Origin of the sequence: Pseudomonas sp. ICMP 8385 (genome assembly GCF_002699915.1) — a bacterium.
Lineage (GTDB): Bacteria > Pseudomonadota > Gammaproteobacteria > Pseudomonadales > Pseudomonadaceae > Aquipseudomonas > Aquipseudomonas gessardii.
In genome coordinates, this window is the sequence record NZ_LKBY01000098.1 from 1 (window position 1) to 14,869 (window position 14,869).

Here is a 14,869-nt window from a genome sequence, read left to right on the forward strand (position 1 = left end):
CGAAGCCGTCAATCGGACAGTAGCGAGGATCAATCTACGCCCGCGCAAGCGCTTGGGCTGGAAGACGCCGTACGAAGTGCATACAGGGGTGAGCGTTGCACTTATGTGTTGAATTCAGGGAGATAAAAAATGAACGTCAGGACTATAAACCTTGCTCCAAGGTCTGCCATCTTCTTCTCGCTCATTGTCCTGGTGGTTTTTGCTCTGGGCATTGTCGCCTTGATGCAAATGGACAAGCTTCGAGACGCGGAGCAGGATGTCGAAACTAATTGGATGGCGAGCATCCGTGAGATCGGCAAGATGCAGGCAGGTGTCTTGCGCCTGCGTCTTGAAAGCATCCGCATCACTGTGACTACCGACGAGCAAGTGCGCCAAACGCGCATCGCTTCGTTGGGTGGCTACCGTAGTACGCTACAGGGCACCATCAGCAATTACGTCCCCTTGATTACCGGGCCGGCAGAGCGTGAGCTCTACCAGGCGGTGGCCACCGATGTGCAGCAGTATTTCAAGCTAGTGGATGAGCTGGAACCGTTGCTGCGAAGTGGCGACAACGCCGCAGCCATTAGCCTGATCAATACCCGCATCAGCCCGATGACCAACGCCCTGCAGGAAAAGATGGACAAACTCTCGGCCTTTAACGAGGAGGGTGCGAAGCGTGCAGGCCTGGATGCCGCCTCGATCTACAGCAACGGCGTAACGTTGGTGATTGGCCTGCTGGTGGTGACCGTAATGCTCACCGTAGTACTGGCTACGGTGTTGACCCGTAGCATTACCTCGCCTATCAGCGATGCCCTGGCCGTGGCCGAGCGCATTGCCGGTAGCGACCTGTCCCGGGAGATTGGGGTCAGTGGTCGCGATGAAGCCGGCCGCCTGCTGGCTGCCTTGGCGAAGATGCAGAGCAACCTGCGGGAAACCATCGCCAGTATCGCTGACTCTGCCACCCAACTGGCGTCGGCCTCTGAAGAAATGACCGCTGTGACCGAAGATGCCAGCCGTGGGCTGGTGCGGCAGAACGATGAAGTCAATCAGGCCGCCACCGCGGTGACCGAAATGAGCGCTGCGGTGGACGAGGTGGCACGCAACGCCGAAGCCGCCGCCCAATCTTCGCGAGAGTCCATGGCATTCACCCACTCGGGTATCGAGAACGTGGCGCAGACCCTCAAAGCCATCGAAAGTCTGGCCAGCAACGTGGCGAGTACTGGGGATCAAGTCAAGGCCTTGTCCGGCAGGGCCCAGGACATCAGCAAGGTGGTCGAGGTCATTCGCGCGATTGCCGAGCAGACCAACCTGCTGGCGCTGAACGCAGCCATTGAAGCCGCCCGCGCCGGCGAGCAAGGTCGTGGGTTTGCGGTGGTTGCTGATGAAGTGCGGGCCCTGGCCCACCGCACCCAGCAGTCGACCCAGGAAATCGAACAGATGATCAGCGCGATTCAGAGCGATTCGACCCACGCAGTGAGTGCCATGAGCGTCAGTGCTCAGATGGCCAGCAGCTCAATCTCCGTGGCGCAGAGCGCCGACCTGTCGCTTAAGCAGATCGCCGAGGCCATCACCCAGATAAACGAGCGCAACCTGTTGATCGCCACCGCCTCGGAAGAGCAGGCACAGGTGGCCCGCGAGGCCGATCAAAACCTGACCAGTATCCGCGAACTATCAGTCCAGAGCTCGGCGGGCGCCAGTCAGACCGCCAGCGCCTGTGGTGAGATGGCCGGCCTGGCGATTGAACTGAATCGCTTAGTGGCGCGCTTCAAGGTCTGACATGGCCTGTGCCTGCTTGTGGTAGGCCTTGAGGAGGAAGTATGACGCTAACCACTATAGGGTATGGGGGCTTCATTTTCGGAAAAGCGCAGTATTGCTTGGCTGTGACGGCCAAGGTGGGTGTACGTCACCAGGCTTGAACAGATGCCATTGAACAGGCCTAAAAAATCCGCAGCCAGAGATCTGGCTGCGGATTTCTTGGAAGCCCCGGCGTAATCTCGAAGACTTAAGCGAGCAGCATTGCGCCCTAAGGTCTCAGCTATGCAGGGTTTCAGCCGCGTACAGCGTATTTTCCAGCAGGCAGGCACGGGTCATCGGGCCTACGCCACCCGGCACCGGGGTAATCCAGCCAGCACGGGGCAGGGCGGTTTCGTACACTACGTCGCCGACCAATTTGCCGTCGTCCTGACGGTTGATACCGACATCGATCACGATCGCGCCTTCCTTGATCCACTCGCCCTTGACCAGGCCCGGCTTGCCGGCGGCGACTACTACCAGGTCGGCACGGCCAACGTGGCCCGCCAGGTCATGGGTGAAGCGGTGGGTGACGGTCACGGTGCAGCCGGCCAACAGCAACTCCATGGCCATCGGACGGCCAACAATGTTGGACGCGCCCACGACCACGGCATCCAGGCCGTACAGGTTCACGCCGGTGCTTTCCAGCAGGGTCATGATGCCCTTCGGTGTGCAGGGGCGTAGCAGGGGAATGCGCTGGGCCAGGCGACCGACGTTGTAAGGGTGGAAACCGTCGACGTCTTTGTCGGGGCGGATACGCTCCAGCAGCAGGGAGGCATCCAGATGCTCCGGCAGTGGCAATTGCAGGAGGATGCCGTCGATGTTCGGGTCGTCGTTGAGGCCGTCGATCAGGTCGGTCAGGGCCTGTTGGGTGGTGTCGCAAGGCAAGTCGTAGGCCTTGGAAATAAAGCCGACCTCTTCACAGTCTTTACGCTTGTGCGAGACATAAACCTGGGAGGCGGGATCGCTGCCGACCAGGATCACCGCGAGCCCCGGCGTGCGCAGCCCAAGCTTGCGACGCTCGGCGACACGTTTGGCGATCTGCTGGCGCAGGCTGGCGGCGATTGATTTGCCGTCGATAAGTTGTGCAGTCATTACGCGTGATTAACCATCGAGAGGGGGAGGAAAAGTGCGCGCATTCTCGCACGCCAGGACGTGAGGGCAAAGGCGCTTGGTCTGTAAATTCCCCTAACCCCTTAAATAAAATGAATTTTTTTCAAAAAAGATTTGACGGCCCCTGGGGGCGTCTATACTATTCGTCGCACTTGTCGGGCACAGCCTAGCACTGGTTAAGAAGGTCGAGCGCAATGGCTGTTTTATTGTGTAAGGCTGGAAGCATTTAGTTTGTAGTCCTCCAAGAGTACAGATTAATCAGGCGCCCGTAGCTCAGCTGGATAGAGCATCCGCCTTCTAAGCGGATGGTCGCAGGTTCGAGTCCTGCCGGGTGCGCCATTAGGCAGCTTTGGCACAAGTAGCGCAAGATGGTGGGCGTAGCTCAGTTGGTAGAGCACGGGATTGTGACTCCCGTTGTCGAGGGTTCGATCCCCTTCGTCCACCCCATATTTGAAAAGGCGCCAGATTTAACGGTCTGGCGCCTTTGTTTTAAAAGCTTCAAGCCGCGGATGTGGTGGAATTGGTAGACACACTGGATTTAGGTTCCAGCGCCGCGAGGCGTAAGAGTTCGAGTCTCTTCATCCGCACCAAATACAGCGTCACCCTTGCCATGGGCTGGGTTGGTGCTTAACAGAGAAGGCGATTGGCTTCTTTGTCACGCAATATGGTGGGCGTAGCTCAGTTGGTAGAGCACGGGATTGTGACTCCCGTTGTCGAGGGTTCGATCCCCTTCGTCCACCCCATATTCCGAAAGGCGCCAGATTTAACAGTCTGGCGCCTTTTTTGTTTTAGCGGTTTGCGGCTCCGGGTCGCAGGGGTAGGGCGTTTCGTCGTATTTTTGTTTCTCGATGATGCTGAACTACCCGCCGGCCTTGCGTGCAGGGTTGGCTGCCAGGGAGGAGGTTGCTGGTGTCTTCTATATATAGAAGGGGCGGCACAGGGCCCTGGCGTGATGGGCTGTATTTGTCACTGGGGCGAGGAGCATTCGTGCATTCGTACCTGTAAATTGCCTGCTGTTTTTTAACCCGTTTTCAGTAGGGTGACTTCTTGAGTTTGACCCACTAGAATGCATGCCCTTGATTCTTGGGTCGGAAACGGCCGGCTAACGTCTGTGCAACGAGGAATATCCATGCAAGTTTCTGTTGAAAATACTACTGCTATCGAGCGCCGCATGAGCATCACCGTGCCGGCCGAGCGCATCGAGACCGCGGTCAACAAGCGTCTGCAGCAGACTGCCCAGAAGGCCAAGATCGCTGGTTTCCGTCCAGGCAAAGTGCCGATGAGCGAAATCAAGCGCCGTTTTGGTGCTGACGCACGTCAAGATGCTGTAGGTGATGTGATCCAGGCTTCCTTCTACGAAGCCGTTGTCGAGCAAAAGCTGAACCCGGCAGGCTCGCCTTCGATCGAGCCCAAGTCCCTGGAAGCGGGCAAGGACCTGGAATACGTTGCCGTATTCGAGGTGTTCCCAGAGTTCACCGTGGCAGGCTTCGACGGTATCGAAATCGAGCGCCTGAGCGCCGAAGTGGCTGATGCCGACTTGGACAATATGCTGGAAATCCTGCGCAAGCAGAACACCCGTTTTGAAGTGGCCGATCGCGCTGCCCAGAACGAAGACCAGCTGAATATCGATTTCGTGGGCAAGGTTGACGGCGAAGTCTTCGCCGGTGGTTCGGCCAAGGGCACCCAGTTGGTACTGGGCTCCAACCGCATGATCCCGGGTTTTGAAGACGGTCTGGTTGGCGCTAAGGCCGGCGAAGAGCGCGTTCTGAGCCTGACGTTCCCGGCGGACTACCAGAACCTGGACCTGGCTGGCAAAGCCGCCGAGTTCACCGTGACCGTCAACAGCGTTTCCGAGCCTAAGCTGCCAGAGCTGAACGAAGAGTTCTTCGCCCAGTTCGGTATCAAGGAAACCGGTATCGAAGGTTTCCGCACCGAAGTTCGCAAGAACATGGAGCGTGAGCTGCGCCAGGCCATCAAGTCCAAGGTCAAGAACCAGGTCATGGACGGTCTGCTGGCCGCCAACCCGATCGAAGTGCCTAAGGCCCTGCTGTCCAACGAAGTGGATCGCCTGCGCGTACAAGCTGTCCAGCAGTTCGGTGGCAACATCAAGCCTGATCAACTGCCGGCCGAGCTGTTTGAAGAGCAAGCCAAGCGCCGCGTCGTGCTGGGCCTGATCGTCGCGGAAGTGGTCAAGCAATTCGACCTCAAGCCAGACGAAGACCGCGTTCGCGAAATGATCCAGGAAATGGCTTCGGCCTACCAGGAGCCTGAGCAGGTCGTGGCTTGGTACTACAAGAATGACCAGCAACTGAACGAAGTCCGTTCGGTTGTGCTGGAAGAGCAAGTTGTAGATACTGTTCTGCAGAAGGCTAAGGTGACCGACAAAGCGGTCTCTTACGAAGAAGCAGTCAAGCCGGCAGAAGCAGCACAAGCCGACTGATTGTCCAACTCGTTTGAAAATACACCCATAAGCCAGCCTCGCGCTGGCTTATGCGTATTCAAGACATGACTATTTGGGAGTAACTGCAGAGCATGTTCCGTAATTCGTATATTCAGCAGAACTCTGATATCCAGGCCGCAGGCGGCCTGGTCCCGATGGTTGTCGAGCAATCTGCTCGTGGCGAACGCGCCTATGACATCTACTCGCGCCTGCTCAAGGAGCGAGTGATCTTTCTGGTTGGTCCGGTAGAGGACTACATGGCCAACCTGATCTGTGCGCAACTGCTGTTCCTTGAAGCGGAAAACCCGGACAAGGACATCCATCTCTACATCAACTCCCCAGGCGGTTCGGTGACGGCGGGCATGTCGATCTACGACACCATGCAGTTCATCAAGCCGAACGTATCCACCACGTGCATCGGCCAGGCCTGCAGCATGGGGGCATTCCTGCTGACGGCGGGTGCCGAAGGCAAGCGTTTCTGCCTGCCCAACTCGCGTGTGATGATTCACCAGCCACTGGGCGGTTTCCAGGGCCAGGCGTCGGACATCGAGATCCACGCCAAGGAAATCCTGTTTATCCGCGAGCGTCTCAACACGCTGATGGCCAAGCACAGCGGGCACACCCTGGAAGAAATCGAGCGCGATACCAACCGTGACAACTTCATGAGTGCCGAAGCCGCGCGTGAATACGGGCTGATCGACGCCGTGATCGACAAGCGCCCCGCTTAATATAAGCAGCTCAAAATAGGGCTGGTCGGCATGTCCGACCACCGGCGGGCTTGAAAAAGCCCGCATAAGCCTTCATCTTGTGTTGCAAGCCTATCGGATTTGGATCGAACGAATGACTGACACCCGCAACGGCGAGGACAACGGCAAGCTGCTCTATTGCTCCTTCTGTGGCAAAAGCCAGCATGAAGTGCGCAAATTGATTGCCGGCCCCTCGGTCTTTATCTGCGACGAGTGCGTCGACCTGTGCAATGACATCATCCGTGAGGAGGTGCAGGAGGCACAGGCCGAGAGCAGCGCGCATAAATTGCCTTCGCCTAAAGAAATCAGCGGCATCCTTGACCAGTACGTGATTGGTCAAGAGCGTGCAAAGAAGGTTCTGGCCGTAGCGGTGTACAACCACTACAAGCGCTTGAACCAGCGTGACAAGAAAGGCGACGAAGTCGAACTCGGCAAGAGCAACATCTTGCTGATCGGTCCTACAGGCTCGGGTAAAACCCTGCTTGCAGAAACCCTCGCTCGCCTGCTGAACGTTCCGTTTACCATCGCCGACGCCACCACCCTCACCGAGGCGGGTTACGTAGGTGAAGATGTCGAGAACATCATTCAGAAACTGCTGCAGAAGTGCGACTACGACGTAGAGAAGGCCCAGATGGGTATTGTCTATATCGATGAAATCGACAAGATTTCGCGCAAGTCCGACAACCCGTCGATCACCCGGGATGTTTCCGGTGAAGGCGTGCAGCAAGCCCTGCTCAAGCTGATTGAAGGCACGGTCGCTTCCGTACCGCCTCAAGGCGGCCGTAAGCACCCGCAGCAGGAATTCCTGCAGGTTGATACGCGTAACATCCTGTTTATCTGTGGCGGTGCGTTCTCCGGCCTGGAAAAGGTTATTCAAAACCGTTCCACCCGTGGCGGCATCGGTTTCAGTGCAGAAGTGCGCAGCAAGGAAGAAGGCAAGAAGGTGGGCGAGTCCCTGCGTGAAGTCGAGCCTGACGATCTGGTCAAGTTCGGTCTGATCCCGGAATTCGTTGGCCGTCTGCCGGTCCTGGCCACGTTGGACGAGCTGGATGAGGCTGCGCTGATTCAGATCCTCACCGAGCCGAAAAACGCCCTGACCAAGCAATACGCCAAGCTGTTCGAGATGGAAGGCGTGGACCTTGAGTTCCGTTCTGACGCGCTCAAATCGGTGGCCAAGCGGGCACTGGAGCGCAAGACCGGTGCACGCGGTTTGCGTTCGATTCTCGAAGGCGTATTGCTCGACACCATGTACGAAATCCCCTCGCAGTCCGAGGTGAGTAAAGTGGTGATCGACGAAAGCGTTATCGAAGGTAAGTCCAAGCCACTGTATATCTACGAAAACAGTGAGCCGGCGGCCAAGGCTGCGCCAGACGCGTAAGCGTTTCGCCGTTTCGGTACAGACAAGGGGCCTCTAGGGGCCCCTTTGTTTTTCATGGAAATTTTTACTGTGTGTAACTGCCAGCATTGAGCTTGTTTTTTTTGCACGCAGCCCCCATCTTGGCTTCAAGCTTACTTTCATCTGTCATAGAGGCGAAATCATGAAGACAACCATTGAATTGCCTCTCCTGCCATTGCGCGATGTGGTTGTGTATCCGCACATGGTTATCCCGCTGTTCGTGGGGCGCGAGAAGTCTATCGAAGCCCTCGAGGCCGCGATGACGGGCGACAAGCAGATCCTGCTGTTGGCCCAGAGAAATCCGGCTGACGACGATCCAGGCGAAGACGCCCTGTATCGCGTCGGCACCGTTGCAACCGTCCTGCAATTGCTCAAACTGCCGGATGGCACCGTCAAGGTGCTGGTCGAAGGCGAGCAGCGCGGTGCGGTCGAGCGCTTCATGGAGGTGGATGGCCACCTGCGTGCAGAAGTGGCGTTGATCGACGAAGTCGATGCGCCGGAGCGCGAGTCCGAAGTGTTTGTACGCAGCCTACTGTCCCAGTTCGAGCAATACGTGCAACTGGGCAAGAAAGTCCCGGCTGAAGTCCTGTCCTCCCTCAACAGCATCGATGAGCCAAGCCGCCTGGTCGACACCATGGCCGCGCACATGGCGCTGAAGATCGAGCAGAAGCAGGACATCCTCGAAATCATCGACCTGTCGACCCGGGTCGAGCACGTCCTGGCCCTGCTGGATGCCGAGATTGACCTGTTGCAGGTCGAGAAGCGCATTCGCGGTCGCGTCAAGAAACAGATGGAGCGCAGCCAGCGCGAGTACTACCTGAATGAGCAGATGAAGGCCATTCAGAAAGAACTCGGCGACAGCGAAGAAGGCCACAATGAAATCGAAGAGCTGAAAAAGCGCATCGATGCCGCAGGCTTACCTAAAGACGCGCTGACCAAAGCCACTGCCGAGCTGAACAAACTCAAGCAAATGTCGCCGATGTCGGCCGAAGCCACCGTGGTTCGTTCCTACATCGACTGGCTGGTGCAGGTGCCGTGGAAGGCCCAGACCAAGGTGCGCCTGGACCTGGCGCGTGCCGAAGATATCCTCGACGCCGACCACTACGGCCTGGAAGAGGTCAAGGAACGTATCCTCGAATACCTCGCCGTGCAGAAGCGCGTGAAGAAGATCCGTGGCCCGGTGTTGTGCCTGGTCGGTCCTCCTGGCGTGGGTAAAACCTCGTTGGCCGAGTCGATCGCCAATGCCACCAACCGTAAATTCGTGCGCATGGCCTTGGGTGGCGTGCGTGATGAAGCGGAAATCCGTGGTCATCGCCGGACTTATATCGGCTCGATGCCAGGAAGATTGATTCAAAAGATGACAAAGGTTGGCGTGCGAAACCCGCTGTTCCTGCTCGATGAAATCGACAAAATGGGCAGCGACATGCGTGGCGATCCGGCATCGGCCCTGCTGGAAGTGCTCGACCCCGAGCAGAACCACAATTTCAACGACCATTACCTGGAAGTCGACTACGACCTGTCCGATGTAATGTTCCTGTGCACCTCCAACTCCATGAACATTCCACCCGCCCTGCTGGACCGGATGGAGGTGATTCGTCTGCCGGGCTACACCGAAGACGAAAAGATCAATATCGCCGTCAAATACCTCGCGCCCAAGCAGATTGCGGCCAATGGCCTGAAGAAGGGCGAGATCGAATTCGAGGTCGAGGCGATCCGCGACATCATTCGTTACTACACCCGCGAGGCCGGTGTACGGGGCCTTGAGCGCCAGTTGGCGAAGATCTGCCGCAAGGCGGTCAAGGAACATGCCCTGGAAAAACGCTTCTCGGTGAAGGTCACGGCCGATGACCTGGAACACTTCCTGGGCGTGCGTAAATTCCGCTACGGCCTGGCCGAGCAGCAGGATCAGGTCGGGCAGGTGACTGGCCTGGCGTGGACCCAGGTGGGCGGCGAATTGCTGACGATCGAGGCCGCGGTGATTCCGGGCAAGGGGCAACTGATCAAGACCGGTTCCCTGGGGGATGTGATGGTCGAGTCCATCACGGCCGCGCAGACCGTAGTGCGCAGTCGCGCCCGCAGCCTGGGGATCCCCCAGGACTTCCACCAGAAGCACGACACCCACATCCATATGCCGGAAGGGGCTACCCCCAAAGACGGCCCCAGCGCTGGCGTAGGCATGTGTACGGCCCTGGTTTCGGCCCTGACCGGCATCCCGGTGCGTGCCGATGTCGCCATGACCGGGGAGATCACCCTGCGTGGCCAGGTATTGGCCATTGGTGGCCTCAAGGAAAAACTGCTGGCCGCCCACCGTGGTGGCATAAAGATCGTGATCATTCCGGAAGAGAATGTCCGCGACTTGAAGGAAATTCCTGACAACATTAAGCAGGATCTGCAGATTAAACCGGTTAAATGGATTGACGAGGTCCTGCAAATTGCGCTGCAATACGCGCCGGAGCCCTTGCCGGATGTGGCTCCCGAGATAGTCGCGAAGGACGAAAAACGCGAGACAGACTCTAAGGAAAGAATTAGCACGCATTAATACGTTTAAGCCGGGTGGCTTCCTTGACAGCTTTTTAGAGCCCTTGTTATAAAGCGGCTCTTAAGTGTCTGTAGGCCATTCAGCACTGGTTTTTGCTTTCACCAAAAAACTTAGAATCATACTCAATAGATATAAGGGGACTTAGAGTGAACAAGTCGGAACTGATTGATGCTATCGCCGCATCTGCTGATATCCCGAAAGCCGCTGCTGGCCGTGCGCTGGACGCAGTAATCGAATCCGTCACTGGCGCTCTCAAGGCCGGCGACTCCGTGGTACTGGTAGGTTTCGGTACTTTCTCTGTGACCGATCGTCCAGCTCGCACTGGCCGTAACCCACAGACTGGCAAAGCACTGCAAATCGCTGCTGCCAAGAAACCAGGTTTCAAAGCCGGTAAAGCCCTGAAAGAAGCCGTTAACTAAGCTTCGCTCAAGCCTTTGCCTATCCGGGCTGGACGCAGGTCTGGCCTGGCAGCGGAGCGGCAACTGACCCAGGTATCCATTGGGTCGCGACGCCGGGGGGCGGGTTCAACACCCGTCCGTTCCGCCAGTTACGAGAAGGCGCATCCTCGGATGCGCCTTTCTTCTATCCGGATTCTACCCACGCTCCACGGTTGCCTAATTTTGAAGTTCAACCGTTTCTGGGGGACGCATGCTGCAGAATATCAGGGACAATTCACAAGGCTGGATTGCCAAGACCATTATCGGGCTCATCGTTGTATTGATGGCTTTCACCGGTATCGAGGCCATTTTCCAGGCGACGACCAACAGCCAGGACGCGGCCAAGGTCAATGGTGAAGAAATCAGTCAAAACGAGCTGAGCCAGGCTGTCGACTCGCAACGTCGGCAACTGATGCAACAACTGGGCAAGGACTTCGACGCGTCCTTGCTGGATGAAAAAATGCTGCGCGAAGCGGCCCTCAAGGGCCTGATCGACCGCAAGCTGTTGCTGCAAGGCGCGGCCGACTCGAAGTTCTCCTTCTCGGAAGCGGCCCTGGACCAAATGCTCCTGCAAATGCCGGAATTCCAGGTAGAGGGCAAGTTCAACGCTGAGCGTTTCGACCAGGCGATTCGTCAGGCGGGCTACAGCCGCATGCAATTCCGCCAGATGATGACGCAGCAAATGCTGATCGAGCAGTTGCGTTTAGGCATTGCCGGCAGCGGTTTCGTCACCGACCAGGAAGTGCTGAACTTCGCGCGTCTGGATAAACAGACCCGTGATTTTGCCACCGTCAGCATCAAGGCCGACCCGGCAGCGGTGAAGCTCACCGACGACGAGGTCAAGGCATACTACGACCAGCGCGCTAAGGAGTTCATGACCCCGGACCAGGTCGTCATCGACTATCTGGAGCTGAAGAAGGCTTCGTTCTTTGACCAGGTAACGGTCAAGGACGATGAACTGCAGGCCCTGTACGAGAAAGAAACCGCCAACCTCGCTGAACAGCGTCGTGCCGCGCATATCCTGATCGAAGTCAACGACAAGGTGACCGAGGCGCAGGCCAAGGCCAAGATCGAAGACGTCCAGGCGCGCCTGGCCAAGGGCGAAAGCTTCGAGGCCCTGGCCAAGGAGTTCTCCCAGGATCCAGGTTCGGCCAACAATGGCGGCGACCTGGGTTTTGCAGGCCCTGGCGTCTACGATCCTGAGTTTGAAACCGCCCTGTATGCCTTGAACAAGGATCAGGTCTCGGCACCGGTACGCTCCAGCTTCGGCTGGCACCTGATCAAGCTGTTGGGTGTTGAGGCGCCAGAAGTGCCTTCGTTCGCCAGCCTCAAAGACAAGCTGACCCGCGAGCTGAAGACCCAGCAAGTGGAGCAGCGCTTCGTCGAGGCGACCAAGCAACTGGAAGATGCGGCATTTGAGGCTTCCGACCTGGCCCAGCCGGCGTCGGACCTGAAACTGACCGTGCACACCTCGGCGCCGTTTGGCCGTGAAGGTGGCGAAGGCATCACGGCCAATCGTGCGGTGATCCAGGCGGCTTTCAGCCCTGAAGTGCTGGATGAGGGTGCCAACAGCACTGCCATCGAGCTGGATCCGGAAACCATCGTGGTCCTGCGCGCCAAGGAGCACCGCAAGCCGGAGCAACTGCCACTGGACAGCGTGGCGACTGCCATCCGTGCCCAGTTGACCAAGGAGCGTGCAAGCGCTGCGGCGAAGGCCCACGCTGACGAGCTGATCGCCAACCTGCGCGATGGCAAGCTGGCGCTGGACAAGGCCGTTGATGGCCAGGCCTGGAAAGTCACCGAAGCCGCCACCCGTGGCCAGGAAGGCGTTGAGCCTGCCGTGCTGCAGGCCCTGTTCCGCATGGCCAAGCCGGCGGCGAAGGACAAACCGACCTTTACCGACGTGACCCTGCCGGATGGCAGCCTGATGATCGTGCGCTTGAACAGCGTCAACGAAGGTGCCGCACCAAGCGATGAAGAGAAGGAGCAATATCGTCGCTTCCTCGCCTCGCGGGTCGGCCAGCAAGACTTCGCAGCGTTCCGCAAGGAACTGGAAGCCAAGGCTGATATCAAGCGTTTCTGATCGTGTGATACCGCCTCAAAAAAAGACCCCGGCCTGAAAACCGGGGTCTTTTTTTGCCTGTGGGTCAGGTGCGGCGAAGCTGTAGGGTCGTGATCAACGCCAGCATGGCCAGGCCGGCAACGGTCCAGGGAAAGGACACCACGCCCCACCCTTGAAGCAACACGCCGCCCAGTAGGCCACCGCCGGCAATCCCCAGGTTCCACACCGTCACCAGCATCGACTGGGCGGCATCCGCCGAGTCACCGGCCGCCTTGGCCAGCGCGGTTTGCAGCAAGGCGGGCAGGCCGCCAAATGCCAGGCCCCAGACGGCGACTGACAGGTAGACGACCTCGGTAGCGGCGACCCACAGCCCCAGGGCCAATGCCGCAGCGGCAAACAGCGCGCAACTGAGCACCAGCAAGCCCTGCAGCAGGCGGTCGATCAACAGGCCGACGATCCAGATGCCCATCAGCGCGGCCAGGCCAAATACCAGCAGCACCTGGTCAATGTCGGCGCCAAGCCCGGCGGGCATCAGGAACGGCGCGATATAGGTGTACAGAATGTTATGCGCCAGCACGTAGGTAAAGGTCACCCAGAGCACCGGGCGCACCCCCGGCAAGTGCAATACCTGGCGCAAGCCCAGGCGCTGCTGCGCACGTTGCCCGGCAAAATCCGGCACCTGCCAGCGGACCCACACCAGTAGCAGCACGGTCAGCCCGCTCATGATCGCAAAGCTCAAGCGCCAGCCTACCGCCGTGCCAAGGAAGGTCCCGGCGGGCACCCCGAGGGACAGCGCCAGCGGCGCGCCCAGCATCGCCACGGCAATCGCCCGGCCCTGCAGGTGCGGCGCCACCATGCGGCTGGCATACCCCGCCAACAGTGCCCAGAGCAGGCCCGCGAACACCCCGGCCAACAACCGTGCGACCAGGGTCAGCCAATACACGCTTGATAGCGCCGTGACACTGTTGACCAGCGCAAAACCACCAATGGCCATCAGCAGCAAGGGGCGGCGGCGCCAACCACGGGTGGCGATGGTCAGCGGGATGGCGGCCAGCAATGAGCCCAGGGCATACAGCGTGACAAGCTGGCCCACCAGCGCTTCGGAAACGCCCAGGCCAGTACTCATCTGGGGCAGCAGGCCTGCGGGCATCGCCTCGGTGAGGATGGTGATGAAGCCAGCGGTGGCCAGCGCCAGCAAACCCGCCAGGGGCAATCGTTCGCGCTGGCTGGGCAGGCATTGCGGTGTACTGCAGTCATTCATGGGGCTCGGCTCCGTATTCAAGGCATCAGGACATCGGGGCAGAGTAGGGGGCTGAACCGCTCGGAAAAATAGGCTAAGGTTCCGAACTTATCGGACACTCGTGTCCGTAATCAGCAGGAAGGGACAATGGACAGCCTGGGCAGTATGTCGGTGTTTGTGCAGGTCGCGGAGACCCGCAGCTTTACCCAGGCCGCTCGCTTGCTGGGTGTGTCGTCCTCGGCCGTGGGCAAAAGCATTGCGCGTATGGAGCAGCGCCTGGGGGTGCGGTTGTTTCATCGCAGCACCCGCAGTATCACGCTGACGGCCGAGGGTGCGCTGTTCCTTGAGCGTTCGCGGCGGATCCTGGCCGAGGTTGAAGCGACCGAACGGGAGTTGACCGAAGCGGCGGCCACCCCCCGTGGCAAATTGCGCATCAGCTTGCCGCAAGTCAGGGGCCTGTTGATGCCGGTGCTGACCGAGTTTATGCGGGCCTATCCAGAGATTGAGTTGGACGTGGATTTTTCCGACCGCATGGTGGATGTGATCGAGGAAGGCTTCGACGCCGTGGTGCGCACCGGCAAGCCTGAGGATTCGCGGCTGTCGGCGCGGCTGCTGGGGCACTATCGATTGGTGCTGGTGGGATCGCCACAGTATTTCGCCCTACACGGCATACCAGCCTGTCCTGCGGAGCTCAACCATCATGCCTGCCTACGTCACAAGTTCTGCGCCACCGGCAAGCTGGAGAGCTGGCCGTTGCGCCATTTACCGGGTGAGCCCGAGCCGTTGCTGCGCGCACCGCTGGTCAGCACGACCATCGAGTCGCTAAAGCATGTGGTGCACGAAGGCCTGGGGATCGCCTGCCTGCCGGACTTCATGGTCCGCGAATCCGTCGAGCAGGGCCGCTTGCAGCGGGTGCTGGACGATTACCTGGAGCATCGCGGCAGTTTCTGGATGCTCTGGCCGTCGAGCCGGCATGCCTCGGCCAAACTGCGGGTGTTTATCGATCATATGAGCGCCAGGCTTTTTCCTGCGCCGCGCGTCGAGCCGGCCGGTGACGTTTTACCGACAGGAATCCGCGCGCGCACCCGGTGATCTGTTGCACAATACCGCCCTGACCGTTTTCCCC

The 14,869-nt window shown here is 58.9% G+C and carries 10 protein-coding genes, 4 tRNA genes and 2 pseudogenes; 14 read left to right on the forward strand and 2 right to left on the reverse strand.

Annotated elements, in window-relative coordinates:
- The 3 genes and pseudogenes from AO268_RS14140 to AO268_RS33765 form a co-directional block, all read left to right on the forward strand.
- A pseudogene (locus AO268_RS14140) lies at window positions 1-112 on the forward strand (IS30 family transposase); the annotation flags it as partial.
- 17 nt (window positions 113-129) lie between these two features.
- A pseudogene (locus AO268_RS33760) lies at window positions 130-900 on the forward strand (MCP four helix bundle domain-containing protein); the annotation flags it as partial.
- A gap of 66 nt (window positions 901-966) precedes the next feature.
- A complete protein-coding gene (locus tag AO268_RS33765) occupies window positions 967-1,755 on the forward strand; it encodes a methyl-accepting chemotaxis protein (protein ID WP_373562130.1) in 789 nt (262 codons plus the stop codon).
- Window positions 1,756-2,010: 255 nt separating this feature from the next.
- Here the strand turns inward: AO268_RS33765 and folD are convergent, their stop codons facing one another.
- Window positions 2,011-2,865 (reverse strand): bifunctional methylenetetrahydrofolate dehydrogenase/methenyltetrahydrofolate cyclohydrolase FolD, encoded by an 855-nt coding sequence (folD, locus tag AO268_RS14150; protein WP_099169015.1) that lies wholly within the window; start codon window positions 2,863-2,865, stop codon window positions 2,011-2,013.
- A gap of 280 nt (window positions 2,866-3,145) precedes the next feature.
- Between folD and AO268_RS14155 the strand changes: the two genes are divergently transcribed.
- The 10 genes from AO268_RS14155 to AO268_RS14200 all read left to right on the forward strand — a co-directional run bounded on the left by AO268_RS14155 (window position 3,146) and on the right by AO268_RS14200 (window position 12,524).
- Window positions 3,146-3,222, forward strand: a tRNA-Arg gene (locus AO268_RS14155).
- A gap of 32 nt (window positions 3,223-3,254) precedes the next feature.
- Window positions 3,255-3,330 (forward strand) — tRNA-His (locus AO268_RS14160).
- Window positions 3,331-3,388: 58 nt separating this feature from the next.
- Window positions 3,389-3,473, forward strand: a tRNA-Leu gene (locus AO268_RS14165).
- A gap of 77 nt (window positions 3,474-3,550) precedes the next feature.
- Window positions 3,551-3,626, forward strand: a tRNA-His gene (locus AO268_RS14170).
- Window positions 3,627-4,012: 386 nt separating this feature from the next.
- Window positions 4,013-5,323, forward strand: a complete 1,311-nt coding sequence (tig, locus tag AO268_RS14175; RefSeq protein WP_099169016.1) for a trigger factor — start codon at window positions 4,013-4,015, stop codon at window positions 5,321-5,323.
- A 92-nt stretch (window positions 5,324-5,415) separates the two neighbouring features.
- Window positions 5,416-6,051, forward strand: coding sequence for an ATP-dependent Clp endopeptidase proteolytic subunit ClpP (gene clpP / locus AO268_RS14180; RefSeq protein ID WP_029298421.1), 636 nt, complete (start codon window positions 5,416-5,418; stop codon window positions 6,049-6,051).
- Window positions 6,052-6,163: 112 nt separating this feature from the next.
- On the forward strand, window positions 6,164-7,447 hold the full coding sequence (gene clpX / locus AO268_RS14185; RefSeq protein WP_076962626.1) for an ATP-dependent Clp protease ATP-binding subunit ClpX: 1,284 nt from the start codon (window positions 6,164-6,166) through the stop codon (window positions 7,445-7,447).
- Window positions 7,448-7,607: 160 nt separating this feature from the next.
- A complete protein-coding gene (gene lon / locus AO268_RS14190; RefSeq protein WP_099169017.1) occupies window positions 7,608-10,004 on the forward strand; it encodes an endopeptidase La in 2,397 nt (798 codons plus the stop codon).
- Window positions 10,005-10,150: 146 nt separating this feature from the next.
- Entirely contained in the window at window positions 10,151-10,423 is a 273-nt protein-coding gene (locus AO268_RS14195) for an HU family DNA-binding protein (RefSeq protein WP_003174819.1), read from the forward strand.
- A 229-nt stretch (window positions 10,424-10,652) separates the two neighbouring features.
- The gene (locus tag AO268_RS14200) at window positions 10,653-12,524 is read left to right on the forward strand and encodes a SurA N-terminal domain-containing protein (RefSeq protein ID WP_099169018.1); all 1,872 of its coding nucleotides are present in this window, start codon (window positions 10,653-10,655) and stop codon (window positions 12,522-12,524) included.
- Window positions 12,525-12,588: 64 nt separating this feature from the next.
- Here the strand turns inward: AO268_RS14200 and AO268_RS14205 are convergent, their stop codons facing one another.
- Window positions 12,589-13,764: an MFS transporter gene (locus tag AO268_RS14205; protein WP_076962629.1), complete on the reverse strand. Its 1,176-nt coding sequence runs from the start codon at window positions 13,762-13,764 to the stop codon at window positions 12,589-12,591.
- Between the two features lie 126 nt (window positions 13,765-13,890).
- Here AO268_RS14205 and AO268_RS14210 point away from each other — a divergent pair, with 126 nt between their 5' ends.
- On the forward strand, window positions 13,891-14,835 hold the full coding sequence (locus tag AO268_RS14210) for a LysR family transcriptional regulator (protein ID WP_099169019.1): 945 nt from the start codon (window positions 13,891-13,893) through the stop codon (window positions 14,833-14,835).
- The last annotated feature ends 34 nt before the right edge of the window (window positions 14,836-14,869 follow it).